The following is a 21,418-nucleotide window of genomic DNA, read 5'->3' as shown; positions in this document are numbered from 1 at the left end:
GGTTTTACGGTACATCCGGGAACATCGTCGTCGTATCCGGTTCCGTCTGCACGCCGACCAAGGCATTGACCATAGCCGTCAGCTTCTGGATCTGGGCGTCCTGTTTAGCGACGACGTCGCGCATGGCTTTGATTTCCTTAGCCATGGCTACGCGAGACGTGGTGACGCCGCTGCTGCCCGAGCCAATCTTCAGGGATACGCCGGCATTGACCATGTTGTCATCGTTGCCGACGGTACCGCCGACGCTGAACATGGTATCTTCATTCGGACGGTAAAAGGCGCCGAAGGCGACGGCACTTTCACCGCGGTAGTTACCGAAGCCTGCCGAGAAGTCCCACTTGTTGTCCGGGTCGAAATCGAGCGGATGGAGAGCTGCCAAGGCCGCTGCGCCAGCGCCGACTTCGTCAATGCGGTTGCCAAGCTTATTGACTGCGCCGCCGAGAGTGCTGATGTTCTTCGCGTTAGCTTCAACATCCTGCTGTACGCCGTAGAGCTGGCTGCCGTTGACAGCGTCCGTCGATGTAGCGTTTACATCGCCAGCAGCCACGCCAGTGATCTTGTTGTTGTTCATGTTCAGGTCGCCTTTGATGCTAACGTTGTCGTTAAACGTAGCTTCGCCGCCAACCGTAAGCTTGCCGCCAAGCGTCGTATCGCCGCTTACGCTCAGATCTCCGCCGACGCTGAAGTCTCTGTCAGTCGAAATTTGATCGTCCGTCACAGTTAATCCTTCAACAGGAACTCTGCCCGTATCTCCAGTAGTTCCGCTTTCGCCAGATTCGTCGTCAAGGTCAGGGAATCTCGTCGCATTGGCCGTCGGTACGGCTGCATTCATCGGCGCAGCCAGATTCATCGGTGAAATCTGCGACAAGGTATTCAAATTATCCCAGTTGATACCCTGCGTCTTCGCAGCAAAGGCAGAAACTTTTGCATTGGTGTCTTTACTAAGACCAGTGAACTTATTCAGCTTGTCAATAGCATCGGCATTCGCATTGACTTTGTCATCTACTATCTTCAACTGGCCTTCTGTTGCAGCTCTACTTGATTCGTAATGCGCTTTCTGCCATTCCTCATCACTCTTCCACGTTATATTAGTCAAGCCGGTGATAGTTCTATCATTTACGCCGTTATTTGTGATTCGCAGTGCAGTTGCCTTGTCATCATTCAACAGATCTCCGCCAATTGTAATTTCCTTAGCGGTAATGTGAGTTTGTGCCGCTCCACCAGTTGTAGTACCAACTGTAATATCGGCACCTTTAATAACGGTTTTATCCGATTCCCCGCCACTGCTACTTACTCTAAGGGTACCCCCATCAATTACAGTCGTAGCAGTACGTTTTTCTCCAGTACCCTCATCATGATAATAATTTTCAGATATAATTGTGCTGCCAGCAATCTTAGTAGAGTTCGACGTATCTGCATATGCTTCTTTGAAAACAGCACCCGCACTCGAAAAATCAAAGGATTGCGTACGTCCCGTTGCTAATCCTGGCGTTGTAATACTAAAAGCAGAATCATCAGCATTCAGTTCGCCACTATTAAGAGTAATCGTCGTTCCCTTATCGCCGTCTAAGACAACTTTATCGCTAAGACCAATTTTGAACGTAGTCCCTCCACTAGCATTAGTAGTAGCATCGTTCACCGTCAAGTTGCCGTCAGCACTCACTACACTCGCTTGCTTGCCTGCTTCTTCGGCTACAGCCTGCAACTGCGCTTCTGTCGCAGCAAGAGTAGAATCGCTATAATCATGCGTAGTATTCCAGTCTGTGTTCGTAAGTCCCGTAACAGAAGTAGTAGTTACTGCACCAGTTTCACTGTTAATCTTAAAGTCTCCGCCAGCCGCTACAACGCCGCCAGTGCTAAATACTTTAAAGTTTCCATTGCCAGCAACAAAACCACCATTTTCATTGACTCTAAACGCATCTTCGCCAATATTGAGAATCGAATCCGTACCACTCTTGGGATCGTCTGTAACTACGAAATTACCATTAGCTGCCGTAATAGTACCATCAGACAATGTTACGCCTCTCAGCGTCCCTTCCAGATAGGAATCGTCAGCATCCTGATCCCATCTTACCATGCCTTTAATTTGAGAAACATTTACGGCATCGGTATCTTTCGTGCCAGCCGCTACGTTGATAATGCGGCGCTGTCCGTTTTCTCCAGCATGACCAACGGAAACAACCATTGATTCATCAGCAACACTGCCTTCACCAATAGCAACAGAGTGCGGAGCTTGCAATGTTGTCGATGCGCCTAAACCCAAAGCCATGCTGCCTTCTCCTGCCGCAACGCTATTCGAACCAATCGCAATAGCGCCATTCGTACTAACGTTAGCATTATACCCTAAGGCTATACCTTCTTGGCTGCCTTCTGCAACACCGCTTTCTGCACCAATAGCAATGCTATTATAGCTGTCAACTGTCGCTCTAGTGCCGATAGAAATAGCGTTTTCTTCATTCGAAGCAGCAGCCGTACCTAAAGCAATCGTATTCTTGTCCGTCGCATTGACAGCTTTACCAATGCCTATCGCATTTTCACCGCTGATCTTAGTTCCCATGCCTGCACTGTAGCCGATGCCGATAGCATTATCGCCTGTTACAGTAAGATCAGAACCCATAGCCAGCGAATGTACACCGTCAGCTTCTACACCTGCACCTACAGCTACGGCATGGCTTGCCGTAACAGTTGCTTCATCGCCAATAGCCAACGCACTGTCACTGCCTGCATTTTCAACCTTCGCGTTGTTGCCAAGAGCCATGCTGTTAGTAGTGTCTTCCGCTACTCCGCTATTTGCACCTAATGCTACGCTATGATCGCCCTCAGCCTTTGCTTCCATGCCTACTGCCACAGCATTTTCGGCTTTAGCGCCAGCGCTCTGACCGATTGCGATAGCATTGTCTTCCGTAGCTCCAGCCCACGCGCCGATGGCTACTGCGTGCTGCGCGCTGACATCAGTATTGGCATTTGCGCCCAAAGCCAACGAATCTACACCTTTAGCCGTTGCGCTTGCGCCCAAAGCTACAGCGTTTTTATTCGTAGCAGCTGCACCGTTGCCAATCGCCATGGCCTTATCGCTATCGCCTCGTACTTCTGCCCCTGCACCAAGAGCCATTGCTCCTTCTGCTTCAGCAGGCACTGCGCCCGGAACAACGCCGGCTGCTTTATACGCTGCAAGGTCGTCGCTGTTGACTTTTACCTTTGCATCGACAACTGCCAGCTGACCTTCCGTAGCCGCACGGTCATCGACAATATTACCAGCATCCCACGTCGTATTGTTCAGGCCAGTCACTTCACCGTCTTTCAGCTCTACTCCGCCGATACTTCCGCCTTTAACAGCCGTCACCGTACCATCAGCACCCACCTTAAAGGCGCTATTTGCGGCAATCAATTCACCATCGGATGTTACCTTGAATTTTTCACCAACCAAAAGCGTGCCATCAATATGAGCATTTCTGGCTTCAAAATCACCATCGCTGTTAGCAATAAATCCATCTGCACCAGTACTTAAAGTATTAGCGATTACAGTACCTTTAGCTTCAGCATTTCCATCTGCATTAGCTACAAAACCGCCTGTACTCAATACGTTACCAGTGATGGTGCCTTTAGAATTCAAGTCGCCATTCGTACCGATCACAAGATTACCATCGTTGAGTTTCACAACACCACTTTCATAAACAATGAAGTTGTCGTTAGCTGCATGAATTTCATTGGCCGTAACTTTCCCATCGGTTCTGATGTCTCCAGTGTAGCCGTTGACTTCTACTTTTCCATCAGCTGCCATAAAGCCGCCGCTTGCGCCATAAACCTTGAATTTTTCATCTGCCGCAGTAAGGCTGCCTGCTGCAGTGACATCGCCCTTACCGGAAACTTTGAAATCCCCGTCAGCTGCAATGATACTGCCGTTGTCACCATTGACGAAGAACTTACCGTCAGCGGCCTTCAAATTGCCCTCTGCACTAACATCGCCAGTATTACCGTTGACTTGGAACTTGCCATTAGCAGCATAGATGCCGCCTGTACCATATACCTTGAAGTTACCTTCAGCAGCCGTAATCATGCCATTTTCCAAGGTGACACCATGAATTGTGTCATCCGTATTTTCATCCCATTCCACCATATTGGCAGTCCGATCTGTCAGCTGTTGTACGTTGACAGCATCGGTAGGATCTGTGCCTGCGGCTACATTGGTAATCCGGCGTTTCAGCCAATCATTCCCTACGGAAACGACTTTATCGTCAGAGGCCTGACTCCACTGGCCTAAGGCAACCGAATTCGTACCGCCTTCATATACATGGGCACCGTTGCCAATAGCAACCGAACCGGCTACTTCCGCCGAATTGTTAAAACCAATCGAAACTGCGCCTTCTCCTACAGCTTCTGAATTAGCGCCTAAGGAAACCGCTCCATGACCTAAGGCATTCGAATTCTGCCCTAAGGCCGTAGCCTGAGCTCCATCTGCAGTGCTGCCTGCACCGATTGCAATGCTGTTCGTACTATCGACAGTCGCATTGTTTCCTAACGCAATAGAGTTAGAGTACTGGCCCACTTCATTTCCTGCAACAATACCAGCGGCTTTATATGCTGCAAGGTCATCGCTGTTGACTTTTACCTGCGCATCGACATACATCAACTGGCCTTCCGTTGCTGCCCTGTCTTCTACTATAGAATCAGGATCTTCAGGATTCCATGTTGTATTAGAAAGACCTGTCACTTGGTTATTATCAATGACAACATTATCCACCGTTGCCGCTGCAGCAGTCATTTCACCTTGATTATTAACTAAGAATTTACGTCCTGCCGCTTGGAATGCTCCATCATTATAAACGATAAAGTTATCATCGCTGACCTTAATAGCAGCAGATGGGTCTTCACCGCCAATCGTTACATTGTCTATTTGCGCTTTCGTTGCTGTTACAAGGCCAGTTTCATCAGCTGTAAACGTGCCATTAGCGTTACGATACGAATTAGCCGTTACATCGCCAGTGGCTTTAACGACAAAGTTTTCACCAGCGGCTTTAAAGGCTCCGTCATTATAAACAGCAAAATTGCCATTGACATCTAAGACGCGGTTATCCGTTGCACTGCCTTTGTTAATCTGTACAGTACCAGCTTCAATGCCTTTATCTTTAATAATAACACCGCCGATGTCGGCTTTATCTGCTTTGACCTTGCTCTTGCCATCGTCCGTCGTTTCTAAAATGACGCCGCCGATAATTCCCTTATTAGCGGTAATTGTGCCACCTACTGTTTGATTTCCTTTTACGGTCGAATTCCCGCCGACTGTCAGGTCGTGTAAAACTTCCTGGCTGCCTTTAACCGTCGAACTGCCGCCGACTGTCAGGTCATGCAACACTTCCTGGCTGCCTTTAACCGTCGAACTGCCGCCGACTGTCAGGTCATGCAACACTTCCTGGCTACCTTTAACCGTCGAACTGCCACCAACCGTTAAGTCGTGCAACACTTCCTGGCTGCCTTTAACCGTCGAACTGCCGCCGACTGTCAGGTCATGCAACACTTCCTGGCTGCCTTTAACCGTCGAACTGCCGCCGACTGTCAGGTCATGCAACACTTCCTGGCTACCTTTAACCGTCGAACTGCCACCAACCGTTAAGTCGTGCAACACTTCCTGGCTGCCTTTAACCGTCGAACTGCCGCCGACTATCAGGTCATGCAACACTTCCTGGCTACCTTTAACCGTCGAACTGCCACCAACCGTTAAGTCGTGCAACACTTCCTGGCTGCCTTTAACCGTCGAACTGCCGCCGACTGTCAGGTCATGCAACACTTCCTGGCTGCCTTTAACCGTCGAACTGCCGCCGACTGTCAGGTCATGCAACACTTCCTGGCTGCCTTTAACCGTCGAACTGCCACCAACCGTTAAGTCGTGCAACACTTCCTGGCTGCCTTTAACCGTCGAACTGCCGCCGACTGTCAGGTCATGCAACACTTCCTGGCTACCTTTAACCGTCGAACTGCCGCCGACTGTCAGGTCATGCAACACTTCCTGGCTACCTTTAACCGTCGAACTGCCACCAACCGTTAAGTCGTGCAACACTTCCTGGCTGCCTTTAACCGTCGAACTGCCGCCGACTGTCAGGTCATGCAACACTTCCTGGCTGCCGTTAACCGTCGAACTGCCGCCGACTGTCAGGTCATGCAACACTTCCTGGCTGCCTTTAACCGTCGAACTGCCGCCGACTGTCAGGTCATGCAACACTTCCTGGCTGCCTTTAACCGTCGAACTGCCGCCGACTGTCAGGTCATGCAACACTTCCTGGCTACCTTTAACCGTCGAACTGCCACCAACCGTTAAGTCGTGCAACACTTCCTGGCTGCCTTTAACCGTCGAACTGCCGCCGACTGTCAGGTCATGCAACACTTCCTGGCTGCCTTTAACCGTCGAACTGCCGCCGACTGTCAGGTCATGCAACACTTCCTGGCTGCCTTTAACCGTCGAACTGCCGCCGACTGTCAGGTCATGCAACACTTCCTGGCTGCCTTTAACCGTCGAACTGCCACCAACCGTTAAGTCGTGCAACACTTCCTGGCTGCCTTTAACCGTCGAACTGCCGCCGACTGTCAGGTCATGCAACACTTCCTGGCTACCTTTAACCGTCGAACTGCCGCCGACTGTCAGGTCATGCAACACTTCCTGGCTACCTTTAACCGTCGAACTGCCACCAACCGTTAAGTCGTGCAACACTTCCTGGCTGCCTTTAACCGTCGAACTGCCGCCGACTGTCAGGTCATGCAACACTTCCTGGCTGCCTTTAACCGTCGAACTGCCGCCGACTGTCAGGTCATGCAACACTTCCTGGCTACCTTTAACCGTCGAACTGCCACCAACCGTTAAGTCGTGCAACACTTCCTGGCTGCCTTTAACCGTCGAACTGCCGCCGACTGTCAGGTCATGCAACACTTCCTGGCTGCCTTTAACCGTCGAATTCCCGCCAACAGTCTGATTGCCAGATACATTTAAAGTTCCATCTACGCCTGTATCTTTCAAGTTCGTATCACCGGTAACAGTCAAATCCCCATCAACAGTCATACCATCTTGATTAACCGTTACCGTTGTGTTTCCTGTCTGTTCCGACATGGTAATACCGTCAATACCTGCTGCAATCAGATTATCTGCTGCTCGTACTTCGGCACTATTATTCATTACAGAAACGCTGGCATTACCATTACTCATACCAGCAATATCACTATTGACGATAAACTGGGAGCCGCCTACCTGAATACTCGTCGATCCGTCTTTAGCAATATAAGCATTGCCGTCGCCAGCCGAAAATGCGCCGTCTACCATGACGTTCCCTGTCGTGCGCATATTGCCGTCGTTATCGACATAGAGTCCTTCGCCGTCATCCCTTCCGCCAACCCACAGGCCGTCTTTGCTCAGCGTATTATACGTACCTTTGCCGTTGCTGGCATAGATGCCGTCTTGATTGATAATGGTATGCTGTTTTTGTGAATCAGCCGGCTGTGTCGGCGTCGTAGCTTCTTCGTCAGCTGGCTGGTTGTCGCTATTCGTTTCGGCTGTGGTTTCAGACGCAGCCTTAGCCAACGGGCTTTGGACCAATTCTACTATAGGATCCGAATTTTTTGATTTTTCTACCTTCTCATTCAACAGGGCATACGGATCTGTCAGGTCTTCGGCCTGCACCGGTACAGCGCAGACGCCCGTCGTCAGCACCAAGGCAGCCAATACGGCGGCGGCGCTTCTGCCGACACGGCTGCTCGTACTCTTCGTGCAGCTGTGAGCCAGTTCCGATACGACAACGTACTGGTGCTTGACCTTGCTCCAAATGACTTTGTAAATTCGGTTCATATATCTATTCCCCTTTCATCTTATCGAATGTTCGACTACAGATGAATAAAATCGGCCGGCAGATTCGTCCTTTTGTGCCTTTCACAGGACAAAGCCAACCTTTTTTCTTGATATTGTAAATGTTGTATATGGCAAAAGCTTGCGCAGTTAGACCTATCTCTTCTTCAAATCTCACATACGCAAGCTGATGCCTCTACATATTGACCTTTCCTAATGTCATAGGATAGGTCACATTATTTGTTAACTTTTATAACCTGCGTCGTTCCAGCGGCTTAGGCTCTTTCGTTTGCAGCTACCTGTTCCATTTCCGGTTTGAATTCATTTACCAGTTTCTGGTCTACCTGTACGCCTTTGTTCATAGCCTTGTAGATGATTTCAGCCATTTCATAACGGGTCATGGTGCGGTCGCCGTGGAATTCACCGTCAGGATAGCCAGCGACAACGTCGTTGCCAGCCAGCTTCGTTACGGCTTCATAGGCCCAGTGGTTAGCCGGTACATCAGGGAATTCCTTGCTCAGGGACGTATCGATAGTCCCCAATACGTTCTTCAGGTCTTTGTTTTCCTGTTCGAGAGCTGCGATCTTCTGATCCATTGCTTCAAGACGAGCCATGACGTCGTCCGATACGGCTTTACCGGAAGCGCCTTCACCAATGCGGAAGGTTACGCCCAAGTTGCCGGCTGTCTTATGGTCGCCATCGAAGGATGTAGCGCCGCCCAAGGAAATCATGACGTCGCGGTTGAAGTGATAGAATGCGCCGATAGCAGCTGCCTGCGTGCTGTCATAGGAACCCATAGCTGCAGAAAGCTGGAACTTGGAGCCCGTGCCGTCATAATCGAGGGGATGCAAGCCTGCCAACGCAGCGGAGATAGCGCCGACCTGATCAATTTCACCGCCGAGGTCATCTACACGGTTGTCCAATGCGCTGATAGCCTGCGTATTGTTGTTAATCTGAGCATAGTTCTGATTCACAGCTTCTGTTAAGTTGGAAGCATTCGGATTGCTCAATACACCATCGCCAACAATGTTATTTACAGTGTTAATAGCTGCCGTATTCTTATCAACTTTACCGTTGACTTCCAATACAGCGCCTTCAACCATTGTTACCCGGTCATGTTCAGTTTGGATTGCTTCTTGATTCTTTAGTGCAAGATCATTTGCTGCATCTGCTGCAAGCCCAGCATTGGTAATTTGTTGTTTTAAACCAGTTGTTTCATTATTAATCTGGTCATCTAAAGATGTTATTTTATCCTTATTCTGTAAGGCAAGATCATTTGCTGCATCTGCTGCAAGTCCAGCATTGGTAATTTGTTGTTTTAAACCAGTTGTTTCATTATTAATCTGGTCATCTAAAGATGTTATTTTATCCTTATTCTGTAAGGCAAGATCATTTGCTGCATCTGCTGCAAGTCCAGCATTGGTAATTTGTTGTTTTAAACCAGTTGTTTCATTATTAATCTGGTCATCTAAAGATGTTATTTTATCCTTATTCTGCGTGGCAAGATCATTTGCTGCATCTGCTGCGAGCCCAACATTGGTAATTTGTTGTTTTAAACCAGTTGTTTCATTATTAATTTGGTCATCTAAAGATGTTATTTTATCCTTATTCTGCGTGGCAAGATCATTTGCTGCATCTGCTGCGAGCCCAACATTTTCTACTTGCTTCTCTAAATTAGTAATCGATTCGTCGACATTCATGCCGTTTACCTTGAGAGTATTAAATGTGCCACCTTTACCAGTGATGTCACCTTGAGTAGTAATCGTGCCCGTAGTAGAAACAGAACCATCCGTATGAACTTGGAACTGATCATTTGCCGCTGTAAGATTGCCACCTGCATTCATATCTGCTGTTGTGTTTACCTGATTTGCCTTCAAGTTACCGTCTGCGTTAAATTTGTAATTGTTGTTGGGATTACCTACGGTTAAACCTTGTTCAAAAGTCGGTTTATCTGTAACCTTTCCCAACTCAGTCGCACCAACAACACTTACACTGCTCATGAGGGCTGTAACAGCCATCATGGCTAACACCTTACGACTTGCTTTTTTCATTTTCATAATAATAATTCCTCCCATATGGTCAGCCTCTCCGGCGTCGCGCCTTGCCGACGAAGCGGTGTTTCGTCTGACAAGGCACGGCACGCCGAAAAGTACTGCCGAAAAATTTTATATAACACAGCGTCTAAGTTGTAGCCGCCGCGTTTACCATATGTGTCAACCTAACGATATCTTCATCAGGCTGCCTTTCCCTTACAGGGTGTTCGTATTACCATGATATTTCTGGCCAGAAACACCCTCAGGCAAGGATGTGAAGATTAATTAGCCCGTACGCGTTCGATTGTCGGGTTGCCGTCTTTGTCCTTCGCGACGGTGGCGATGTGGAAGTATTCCAGTTCGGGCTTAAATTCTTCTACCAGACGAGCATCTACTTCTGCTCCGGCCTGGATAGCGTTGTAAACGATCTGGGCAAATTCATAGCGAGTCATGGTACGGTCGCCCTTGAATTCTCCGTCAGGATAGCCTTTGACTAAGCCGCTCTTCGCCATAGCTTCCACGGCTTCATAAGCCCAGTGATTTTCCGGTACGTCGGGGAACATGGTCGTCGTATCCGGTTCGGACTGGATGCCGACCAAGGCGTTGACCATAGCCGTCAATTTCTGGATCTGAGCGTCCTGTTTCGCTACGATGTCGCGCATAGATTTGATTTCCTTAGCCATCGCTACGCGGGACGTGGTGACGTTGCTGCTGCCTGCGCCAATCTTGAGGGATACGCCGGCATTGACCATGTTTTCGCCGCCGCCCATGGAGCCGCCGACGCTGAACATGACGTCTTCATTAGGACGATAGTACGCGCCGACTGCCACAGCGTTCGCATTGATATGGATGCTGTTTGTACCATCGTCGCCAGTCAACGTAATGTCGTTATCCAGAGATACGGTATAATCATTACCTGCTGTATCAGGATCATCCGTCGGATCAACCTTAATTCCGTTGCCTGCATGTACCGTGCTATGCTTGCCCGCTTCTGTAGTGGCATGCTCAATAGCCGAATCCAAGGCGCCGATAGCGTCTGTTACGCTCATATCATTATTGACAACATTCCCTTTCATGGGTCGTTTCTTTCTTTGTTCGGTGTAAGGAAAACCATCGTTCCCGGCAGGCGTGGCTGCAGAAGACGGTCCGTTTGTCTTTCGCCTCTGTAACGGTTACGAGCTCGCCGCATTGGCGGCAATGAAAGGACCGCTGAATGACTGCGGATTTCGCTTTCTTGGGGTGCTTCCAGTAGAGCCGTTCACAGTGGGATGAGCAAAACTTCGTCCGCCGGTCTGTCTGGTCGGTGACGCGCACGAGACGGCCGCATTTGATGCAGCGGAAGGTGCGCAGCGTTTCTTGCTTGCCGTAGGGCCGCACGTGGTTGTTGTAGCCATGGCGGTGGGCATATTGCCGGCAAAAGGAGCTGCAGTACTTCTGCGTTGACCGGTTAGCGACAAACTTAGTGCCGCATACGGGACAAACGGCATCGCGCTTCACGGAAAATCCCGGCTTTGCAGTGTATTATATTGTCTTGCCGTCAGGCCGCCTTTTGGATAGTTTCGGGGTGGTCTTATTACACTAAAACGAATCCCCAAATCAAGCATTGTCTCCGCCCTGTTATTCCGGTTTCCCTTATCATGACAACGATTCCGAATTGAAATCATGTTGTCCTCCTCCTTATAGCTGCCGCCTCAGGTATTCATTTGCCGCAGATCCTGCACCGTACGCTGCGGCGTGCTGTATACCGGCTATGCAGCCGGTAAATTCTTCTTTCTCCGCATGACTGCCGTCTCCTGTCGTTCATGACGCCATGGCGGCATCGTATAGCCCCTGCAGACTGATATCGTATATTTATGCCATCGTATAGTCATGTTTCTTCAGGCCATGTATAGGTATTTCTTCCATACATGTATCATCGTATAGTCCATTTATTAAGGGGTGGTCTTAATACGATACTCTCATGGGGTGGTTATAATAAAATACAAGCTATGCCAAAATAAAGAACTGCATTCATATATTTAAAATAATGTAAAACGTAGCTTCAGTGAGACGGACAGGCTTCTGCCATTCACCTCCTCTTTATGTTCTTAAGTGTATCACGCTCTAACAGCAAATGCAATCCCCCCTATTCTTTAATACAATAAGATTATGTGATAGATATATTAAATATTTTTCTAATCCATTGCAAGACTATGATAGCTGTATCTTCATTATATGCATCAGAAAAGACATTTTACTAATCTTATACCCACCCCTATAAATAAAGTTAACCATTGTATTTATGTCATTATATTCTATATTAATTTTCCTCTTTTGTCTTGTATTACAAGACTTTTGTCTCTTCATATATTTCTTACAGTACTTGTATGCATGAAACGATTCTTCCATTTTTCTTAGTTATTTGGTTATTTATAATCGTTTTGTGTTATATTTATTTTTCGAATACTTTAGTTGATTACTATGCAAATTCGTTATATAAAGGAATTTTTTTCATTTTCCCCTTGTATTTCTTGATTTTCCTTTGTTATGCAGCCACCACTATAGGCCTTGGCATCCGGCATATGCCAACACACGCCAGGCAGAAAAAGGTACAAAAAAAGACAGCTTCCTAATGGAATACTGCCTGTAGAACTAAATATCCGACCTTGCCTATGGTATACATTTATATCAGCCCTGCTCGGGCCGGAGTACTTCTCCCAGCCGAAAGCCATACACCGGTCAGGTCATCTGCTCCCACCATGCCGCAAAGGTCTGCCTGTCGTCGCCGATGCGGACAGCTTCGCCGATCGCAGGCGTCAGGAGACGGTACGGCTTGCCTAGGCTGACAGCTGACAGGCGCTGATACGGCTCTGCCCAGGGATGACGGCTCAGAGCGAATTTACCGTTGTGCACGGATAAGACGGCCTTCGCGCCGACGTCGACAGCCGCCCGGGCCGCTTCCTCCGGCATGAGATGAATGCGGGCCCAGCGTTCGTTGTACTGGCCGTTTTCCATGACAGCCAGATCAAAAGGCCCCAAGGTCTCGCCGATATGGCGAAAATGGCTCCCATAGCCGCCGTCGCCGCTGACATAGACGCGCCGCCCCGGCGTAATGAAGGCAAAACCGGCCCACTGGGTCTGATTGCGCTTGAGCAGGCGGCCGGAAAAATGCTGGCTCGGCAGGATGTGCACCGTCAGGTCGTCGGCCAAGGGAATCGCCGTATACCAATCTTCCTCGTGGACGCGAGCCAAGTCGAAGCCCCACTGCTCGAAATACTCGCCGACACCCAAGGGGCAGACGATGTCCTTCACCTTGTCTTTCAAAGCCATGACGCTGGGATAATCGAGATGATCCCAGTGGTCATGAGACAGAACCAGTACATCCACAGGGGGAATATCGGCAGCCGCATAGACATTGCTGCCATCAAAGGCCCGGTTGATGAAAAAGGCCGGCGAGGCATAGCTGCTGAACACCGGGTCGACGAGAATACGGCAGCCGCCGAGATGCAAATACAGCGATGAATGGCCCATCCAGACAAGACAGTCCTCATCAAGGGGCAGGGAATGCAGCTCCGTTTTCCGGGATATCATCCGTTCTTTGGGCTTCAATCCCTCGGAGCTGCCGAAAAGGAACTCGGCCATAGCCTTGGCGAGCCTGTGAAAAAATCTCTGTAAACATAGATCTTCTATGATACTCGGTAAGCTGAAAGCGAATTTGAGAACTTTCAGCTCATGGTTTATATATAACAACACATGCTGAACATGTCAAGTACAGACAGGATTTTCGCCTGCTTTTGCCAGCTATGCGTTACTCTGGGAGTCGGCCTTCGTACATTATGCTCAGTTCCCCATACACCTGTCCCCAGTTTCGGATTGGCATGGTCCATTTTTTGGTGGCTTCAAACGTCGCCAGATACAGGGCTTTTAAAAGCGCTGTATCGCTTGGAAATACGCTTCTCTGACGGTTCAGCTTCCGGTAGGTGGAATTCAGGGATTCGATGGCATTGGTCGTGTAAATCACTTTTCTTACGTTCATGGAAAACTTGAAAATTGGGCAGATGGCATCCCAGTTTTGCTTCCAACTTTTCATGGAATTCGGATATTTTACAGACCATGTTTTGGTTACCCTTTCCAGAGATTCCAAAGCCTGTTCTTCAGACGGAGCCTGATAAATAGTCTTTAAATCATTGGCAAAAGGCTTACGATCCTTGTCTGCTACATATTTCAGCGTGTTTCGTACCTGATGTACGATGCAGCGCTGGTATTCCGTGTTAGGATAGGCTGCGGCGATGGCTTCTTTGATCCCGCTCAGGCCATCGGCACAGAGAATCAGGATATCTTTTACCCCGCGATTTTTCAATTCATTCAGCACGGAAAGCCAATATTTTGCGCTCTCATTGTCTCCGACCTGAATCGTCAGAACTTCTTTTTGTCCGTCTATGTTGATTCCCAGAATGACGTAGGCTGCCAGCTTCCGGATCACTCCGTTATCCCGGACAGAATAATGAATGGCATCAATATAGAGGACAGGATACACTTCCGACAGCGGGCGTTTCTGCCAGTCTTCAATTTGAGGCAGGATTTTATCGGTTACATCGGAAATGAAGCCTTCGGAAGCCTCAAATCCATAGATATCCTCTAACGTTTCTGAAATTTGCCGGGTCGTCATTCCCTTGGCATACATGGAGATAATTTTCTGGTCGATAGAAGAGATATCTTTTTGCCGTTTACGGACCACCTGCGGTTCGAACGTGGAGTTGCGGTCCTGCGGTACCTGGATATCTACGGTACCATACCGGCTGTTGACCCGCTTTCTCTTATACCCATTGCGGTAATCCTCGCTGTCAGACCGCTGGGATTTCTGATAGCCAAGGTGTTCGTCCATCTCGGTTTCCATCATTTCTTTGATGGTACCGCCCAGCAGGTCTTTCAGTGCTTCCTGAATATCTTCTGCGGATTGAATGTCATATTCTTGAAACAGTTGTTGAATAATGCTGCGTTTTCCTTCGGTCATAATGACCTTATGTACCGGTTTCTTTTCTCTTGCCATGATACTAAGCCTCCTATGATTTAGATTGTATCATAGAAGACCTATACCTGGCAGTTATTTACAGAAAAAGCTTCACATAGTCGCCTTGGCTTCTCCCCCTTTGACAGTCTGGTCGATAGGCTCCAAGTTCTGAAACTGCCCGTCGTAATAATGGGGCGATGCCAAGATGCGCTCCCGCCGCATCCCCGTCGGCAGGCGGCCAAATTCCGGTCGGCTTACATAATATGTACCGCCGAGGGCTAGGCCGGCTGCGCCGATTCCCAGGGCTTTCAAAAACTGTCGTCTGTTCATCGTCTATACTCCATTTCTGCGTTTTTATTTCATTATACTCGTTAGAGTAAAGTGTAAGTCAAGTTGTTTCACTGTATATACAATTTTGATGAAACAACACAAAGAGCGATTCTCGAAATTCATAACCTATGTTAACGGCAGCATCATAATGGAAATTGCCGTGGTACACTACGATTCGGCAGCATAACATAATATAAAAACAGACGCCCGCAGTGATGTGACCCCAAAAAGTTAGACTTTAGTAACGAGATAGTTTTTACTATCTCGTTACTTTTTTTATGCCGCGGACAAGGACAGCCTGTATTTGACAGGACTCTTCCAGCCTAGTTTTTCTTTGATTCTTTGTTCGTTATAGTATTTGATATACTGTTCGATGGCTGATTTCAATTCTTCGTAACTATAGTACACGACACCATAGTACATTTCCTGTTTCAGTAGGCCGAAGAAGTTCTCCATCACCGCATTATCCAGACAGTTGCCTTTCCGGGACATGCTTTGAAAAATCCGTTCTTGCTTGAGCTTGCGGACGTATGCCTTCATTTGGTACGCCCAACCCTGGTCGGAATGGAAGGTTCGGCGATAGGGGCAATCCGCCGTGATGCGGATCGCTTCCGCCTGTGCTTCTAATATATTTTCGGCCGAAGGACGGTTCCCTATTCTATAGCTGATGATTTCTCCATTGAACATATCCATAAAGGGATCCAGATACAGCTTATGCTGCGTCAGATGCCCTTGGGCATCCACTTCATAGTATTTAAATTCTGTCGTATCTGTTGTGATTTTCTGATGGGGAACCGTCGTGTGGAAGCGACGGCGTATTCTATTGGGAGCGATGGTTCCCACCTTACCTTTGTAAGAGCTGTATCTGCGACTCTTTCGCGTAAAACAAGTGACCTGAAGGCTTAGCTTTTGCATGATGCGCTGCACCTTCTTCTTATTCACGCACCATCCCTGATTGGTAAGCTCACCCGTGATTCGCCGATAGCCATAGGTGGTATGCTGTTTGCAAAGTTCCTGTATGGTATCTTCTAATTCTTTGTCCGGATTTTCGCGGCCAACGCGTTTCTGCCAGTACATGTAGGTTGACTTTGCCATGCCGGTGTAGGAGAGGAGATCTTTTAGTTTGAATTGTCCTCGGAGACTGAAGATGACGTTCGCAACCCTCTCCGTTTTGCTTCGTCCTCTAACCGCAGTCTCCTCAGTTCTTTTAAAACTGCATTCTCTATACGGAGCTTGAGAAGTTCATCCTCTAATTCCTTGACGTGCTCTGCGCGGGTGTCAACCTCCGTATGCTGAACTTGTGCTTCTGTTTCTCTTGATTGCGATGTACTCAATGTCTTCTTCCTGCCTTTCCTATGCGGTCTTAACGCATCCGGCCCAGCTATTTTAAAGTCATTTACCCATCTGACAAGTAGCGACGGATTGTTGATTCCCATTTGAAGAGCCAGTTCCTGATACGAGAGTTCGCTTGTTAAGTAAGACTCTACCACAGAAAGCTTTTCTTCGAAAGAGTATTCTTTCCGGGATCGAGATCGTTTTAAACCGGTATCCCCAATTTTTTGTAAGCAGCAACCCATTTTCTTAACTGGTAACTGTCCGGCATGCCATGTTTTTGTGAAATGGAAGCATAGCTTCCCTGATTGTCCAGGTATTCTAATACCAGTTGCTTCTTAAATTCGTAACTGTGTTTCGCCATAAAAAAACTGACCTCCAATCGTTAGATTTTTTGGTCTAACATTTGGGGGGCAGTTCACTTCCCGGCCTTCTTTTCTGCCTTCTTCCCGACCTTTTTTTCTGCCCTCTTCCCGGCCAAATTGCCTTTGTCTCTCTAATTCCATTGCCAGCGTCATATATTCTCGCCTCGTTTCCTTGGGTTCCTTAACTCGTATTACTTCTCTTTCTACGGCCTTTACAAATACGCCTTCTGCTGCCTTGCCGTCTACATACCGCAGAAAAGCCCGTACATCTGGGTCCAGTGTATCGCTGTCGCCGCAGCAAAAGAATACGTCAGCCTATAAAATAAGACGTCTACTTGCGCAGACGCCTTATACAACTATAACAGATGATTCTTCTTGCCTAGTTCTGTAATATATTCTACTGAAACTCTTGCATATTTTGCTATGGTTTCTTTCGCAACCCCATCTTTCAGCATCGCCAATATCATCTGCAACCGTTCTTCTTCTCTGCCTTCTTCCCGGCCCTCTTCCCGGCCAAATTGTCTTTGTCTCTCTAATTCCATTGCCAGCGTCATATATTCTCGCCTCGTTTCCTTGTGTTCCTTAACTCGTATTACTTCTCTTTCTACGGCCTTTACAAATGCGCCTTCTGCTGCCTTGCCGTCTACGTACCGCAGAAAAGCCCGTACATCCGGGTCCAGCGTATCGCTATCGCCCTTGCTGTTCAGGAATATCTTCGTTCCCTCGTCGCCCAGCTCCAGCCCTTCAGTTTCAATGCACCGATTTCTAAATGTATACATAGGCAGTCCTGCGTCAAAGGCATCAAAGGTACAAATAAATATAATATAAGACGGCCTGAGCTTATTATACACTTCGCCTTTTTTCAGCATATCCATATCTATCATAGCCTGATAATAGCGCGTCCGTTTCGCCAATCCGCTGTCCTGCTCATCAGTACACTGCATTTCAATGTTAAATACCCGTCCTGTATCGTCTTGAACATACACATCCAGGCGTACGCTCTTGCTGTCCAGCCGGATATCAATCGCCTTTTCCGTATCGGGATAGGTAATATCGGCTATCTTAATTTGCAGTATTTTCTCAATCAAATACTGACACAAGCGCTTATTGCGCATAACCTTTTGAAATAAGAAATTGTCCTGTATAGTCAGTTCTTCCCAGTCCTTGATCCGCTTCACGGCCTCGCCTCCTTCTATTTGTAGTATACCAAACAACTGTACGCCTTGGCAATGCATTACCTATGCCAAAATCGCAGTATACCTATATAGAAATACGGTCTGCAGTGCAGCCGCCCGTTTTCCCAGGCAGACGCCGGAAGCAGCAAAATATGCTCCTTCTCCATAGGCTGTATTCCGCAGAGAAAGAGCATATATGAGACGTGTTTGCCGATGAGGCCGCGGACTATATCAGGCCCGTCATGTACTGCACGATAAGGCTGACGGCCGACACGCTGAACCAACAGACCAGGCCCAGCAATATCGGCCGGATACCGTTTCGGACTAAGGAGCGCAGGTTGGTGCGCAGGCCGATGGCCGTCATGGCAGCGATAATCATGAATTTCCCCAGCTGGCCCAGGAAATGGGATACGTCGGCCGGCAGGACGCCTGTCGTATTGACGACGGAGGCTACGACGAACCAGGCGATAAAGTACGGGAATACTTTTTTCAGGCTGAACGTGCTGCCCTGAGCGTCGCCGCGTTTGCGGCGGGCCACGATGACCGCCATGACCAGGCAGACCGGCACGATCATGAGAGCCCGGGTCAGCTTCGTAATGGTCGCCAGGCTGCCGGCGGCGTCGCTGTAGGAATAGCCGGCGGCGACGACGGACGACGTGTCGTTGATGGCCGTGCCGGCCCACATGCCGAAGCCGGCGTCGCTCATGCCCATGAGGTGGCCCAAAAAGGGAAAGATAAAGACGGCAGCGATGTTGAACAGGAAAATCGTCGAAATGGAAAAGGCCACGTCTTTTTCCTTGGCTTCGATGACCGGCGCTACGGCGGCGATAGCCGAACCGCCGCAGATGGCCGTGCCGGCGCCGATGAGGGTCGTCGTCTTAAATTCCAGGTGGAGAAGCTTGCCGACGACGATGGCTACGAGAAAGGCCGTTGCCAAGGTGCATACCATTACCGACACCGATTTTGCTCCCGTATCCAGCACATGGTATAAGTTCATTTCAAAGCCGAGCAAAATAATCGAATACTGGAGCACCTTCTTGCCCGTATAGGCAATACCCTCTTCCAGCACAGCAGGCCGCCGGACAGAGGCGAAGACCATCCCCAGCAGAATCCCGAATACGGGCCCACCGATGATGGGGAAATACTGGCCCAGAAAATAGGCCGGAACAGCAAACACGAGGGTAAAGGCCAAGCCTTTCCATACATTCATGCAGATACACTTCCTTCATATCGTATTTGAAAACGTCATGAAAGAAGTGTATCATGGTATCATGTATATGTAAAATTGTATTATTTTATCGTTTTAATAGGTGATTCATTATGGATATTTCTATGACGCTGCGCCATCTATCCGTCTTTCTCGCCGTCTGCGAGGAAAACAGCATGACCGGCGCGGCCAAGCGGCTGCACATGACTCAGCCCTCAGTCAGCCAAACTATCAAGGAATTGGAAGATGCCTACGAGGTCTGCCTCTTCGAGCGGCTGGGACGGCGGCTGCACATCACGCCGGCTGGACAGAGCCTCCTGGCCTATGGACGGCAAATCTTGTCGCTGACAGCCCAGGCCGAACAGGCCCTCCACTCCTTCAGCCGCACGGCTCCCGTCCGCATCGGCGCCAGCGTGACTATCGGCGAAATATTCCTCGTCGAGCTGCTCCAACAGCTAAAAAGCCGTCATCCTGCGCAGGAAATCTTGTCGGAAATCCACAACACGAGCGAGCTGGAACACATGCTCCTGCGCGACGACATCGACCTGGCCCTGGTCGAAGGGGACATTTCGTCGCCCTATTTATTGTCTTCGCCCTTCATGGTCGACGAGTTGGTCGTCGTCGCGCCGCCGTCCTGTCCCCTGGCCCAGCGCACCTCCCTTTCGGTACAAGAGCTGTGCAGCTTGACCATGTACCTGCGCGAGGAAGGAAGCGGCACGCGGGACCTCTTTCTCCAGACCATGGAGCAGCACCACGCCGCCGTGCACATTGCCGGCTCGTTCAACAATACGGAAGCCCTGAAAAAGGTCGTCATGGCCGGCCTGGGCGCTACCATCCTGTCGCGCCGCCTCGTAGACGAAGACATCGCCGCCGGGCGCCTCGCCCTCCTGCCGGTAGACCGCGTCGCCTTCAAGCGCATCTTCAAAGTCGTCCGCCACAAGGACAAATTCATCACGCCGCCCCTGCAAGCCGTCATTCAGGCCTGCCAGCAGCACGACCAGTGGTTTTAAAAAGCCCATATAAAGGTATATAGAACAAAAGGGAAACGCCTGCGAACAGGTCGTTTCCCTTTTGTCTACTGGGGATGATATATCAGATATACTGACATACGACGTCGGTCATCGTATGGGTATCTGCTTTTTTGAAGCCCTCTTTATACAGGTCGGCTGTACGCCAGCCGTCGGCCAGGGCTTTGTCGACAGCGGCTTCGATAGCAGCGGCAGCGGCGTCTTCGTCTAAGGAATAGCGCAGGAGCATGGCTGCCGACAGGATGGTAGCGCAGGGATTGGCTATGCCCTGGCCGGCAATGTCCGGCGCCGAGCCGTGGATGGGCTCGTACAGGCTGGTGAGCTCGCCGATGGAGGCCGAGGGCATCATGCCGATGGAGCCGCCCAATACGGCTGCTTCGTCGCTCAGGATGTCGCCGAAGAGGTTACCCGTGACGATGACGTCGAACTGCGTCGGGTTCAGGGCCAGCTGCATGGCGCAGTTGTCGACGTAGTAATGATTCAGGACGATGTCGGGATAGTCCTTGGCTACGTCTATGACGGTGCGCCGCCACAGACGGGACGTAGCCAGGACGTTGGATTTATCGACGGACGTGACCTTGCCGCGCCGTTTCCGCGCCGCTTCCATGGCAAAGCGCGTAATGCGCTGTACTTCGGGTACGCTGTAGTTTTCCAGATCCCAGGCCCGTTCGACGCCGTCATGGATTTCCGATTCGCATTTATCGCCGAAGTAAATGCCGCCGATGAGCTCGCGGACGATGACGATGTCCGTGCCGGTGACGATGTCCGGCTTCAAGGGCGAATACTCGGCCAGGACGGATGACACCTTGACGGGACGGAGGTTGACGTACAATCCCAAGGCCTTGCGCAGGCCCAGGACGGCCCGTTCGGGGCGGAGGGACGGTTCGACGTCATCCCACTGGTCGCCGCCGACGGCTCCGAAGAGGACGGCGTCAGCCTTCTTCGCCGCTTCGACCGTATCGTCAGGCAAGGGCGTGCCGTATTTGTCATAAGCCGTGCCGCCGGCGTCCTTCGTCTCGAAGGTCAGGCCGATATGAAATTTGTCGTCTATTTTCTGCAGCACCTTGACGGCTGCGTCAGTAATTTCCTTGCCAATCCCGTCGCCGGGAATGACTACGATATGCTTAGACATG

At 49.6% G+C, this 21,418-nt stretch carries 12 protein-coding genes and 1 pseudogene; 1 reads left to right on the top strand and 12 read right to left on the bottom strand.

The window, feature by feature from the left end:
- Positions 1-4 precede the first annotated feature (4 nt).
- The 11 genes and pseudogenes from DKB62_RS11780 to DKB62_RS11735 all read right to left on the bottom strand — a co-directional run bounded on the left by DKB62_RS11780 (position 5) and on the right by DKB62_RS11735 (position 19,260).
- The gene (locus DKB62_RS11780; RefSeq protein WP_115759904.1) at positions 5-7,828 is read right to left on the bottom strand and encodes an ESPR-type extended signal peptide-containing protein; all 7,824 of its coding nucleotides are present in this window, start codon (positions 7,826-7,828) and stop codon (positions 5-7) included.
- Between the two features lie 272 nt (positions 7,829-8,100).
- Entirely contained in the window at positions 8,101-9,882 is a 1,782-nt protein-coding gene (locus DKB62_RS11775) for an S-layer homology domain-containing protein (protein ID WP_162860317.1), read from the bottom strand.
- A 257-nt stretch (positions 9,883-10,139) separates the two neighbouring features.
- Positions 10,140-10,907 carry an S-layer homology domain-containing protein gene (locus DKB62_RS11770; protein ID WP_240320108.1) on the bottom strand — a complete coding sequence of 256 codons (768 nt, stop codon included), beginning with the start codon at positions 10,905-10,907 and terminating at the stop codon, positions 10,140-10,142.
- A gap of 4 nt (positions 10,908-10,911) precedes the next feature.
- A complete protein-coding gene (locus DKB62_RS12740) occupies positions 10,912-11,355 on the bottom strand; it encodes a hypothetical protein (protein ID WP_198643545.1) in 444 nt (147 codons plus the stop codon).
- Positions 11,356-12,576: 1,221 nt separating this feature from the next.
- On the bottom strand, positions 12,577-13,479 hold the full coding sequence (locus DKB62_RS11760) for an MBL fold metallo-hydrolase (protein WP_107196586.1): 903 nt from the start codon (positions 13,477-13,479) through the stop codon (positions 12,577-12,579).
- Positions 13,480-13,645: 166 nt separating this feature from the next.
- Complete coding sequence (locus DKB62_RS11755; RefSeq protein WP_107196844.1) at positions 13,646-14,887, bottom strand: IS256 family transposase; 1,242 nt, start codon at positions 14,885-14,887, stop codon at positions 13,646-13,648.
- A gap of 72 nt (positions 14,888-14,959) precedes the next feature.
- The gene (locus tag DKB62_RS11750) at positions 14,960-15,178 is read right to left on the bottom strand and encodes a twin-arginine translocation signal domain-containing protein (protein WP_107196843.1); all 219 of its coding nucleotides are present in this window, start codon (positions 15,176-15,178) and stop codon (positions 14,960-14,962) included.
- A 276-nt stretch (positions 15,179-15,454) separates the two neighbouring features.
- A pseudogene (locus DKB62_RS11745) lies at positions 15,455-16,874 on the bottom strand (IS3 family transposase).
- Positions 16,849-17,028 (bottom strand): hypothetical protein, encoded by a 180-nt coding sequence (locus DKB62_RS12645; RefSeq protein ID WP_162860316.1) that lies wholly within the window; start codon positions 17,026-17,028, stop codon positions 16,849-16,851. The pseudogene DKB62_RS11745 and the gene DKB62_RS12645 overlap by 26 nt, the downstream one beginning before the upstream one ends.
- A 203-nt stretch (positions 17,029-17,231) precedes the next feature.
- Positions 17,232-18,053, bottom strand: coding sequence for an Rpn family recombination-promoting nuclease/putative transposase (locus tag DKB62_RS11740; RefSeq protein ID WP_198643433.1), 822 nt, complete (start codon positions 18,051-18,053; stop codon positions 17,232-17,234).
- Positions 18,054-18,276: 223 nt separating this feature from the next.
- The gene (locus tag DKB62_RS11735) at positions 18,277-19,260 is read right to left on the bottom strand and encodes a YeiH family protein (RefSeq protein WP_107195250.1); all 984 of its coding nucleotides are present in this window, start codon (positions 19,258-19,260) and stop codon (positions 18,277-18,279) included.
- Positions 19,261-19,370: 110 nt separating this feature from the next.
- On the opposite strand from DKB62_RS11735, the gene DKB62_RS11730 reads away from it, so the two are divergent.
- Complete coding sequence (locus DKB62_RS11730) at positions 19,371-20,267, top strand: LysR family transcriptional regulator (protein WP_232818721.1); 897 nt, start codon at positions 19,371-19,373, stop codon at positions 20,265-20,267.
- Positions 20,268-20,349: 82 nt separating this feature from the next.
- On the opposite strand, the gene leuB is transcribed toward DKB62_RS11730, so the two are convergent.
- Entirely contained in the window at positions 20,350-21,417 is a 1,068-nt protein-coding gene (leuB, locus tag DKB62_RS11725; protein WP_107195251.1) for a 3-isopropylmalate dehydrogenase, read from the bottom strand.
- Between the last annotated feature and the right edge of the window lies 1 nt (position 21,418).

The sequence above is a fragment of the Megasphaera stantonii genome (assembly GCF_003367905.1).
Classification (GTDB): Bacteria; Bacillota; Negativicutes; order Veillonellales; family Megasphaeraceae; genus Megasphaera; species Megasphaera stantonii.
This window is presented reverse-complemented; position numbering and strand designations above follow the sequence as displayed.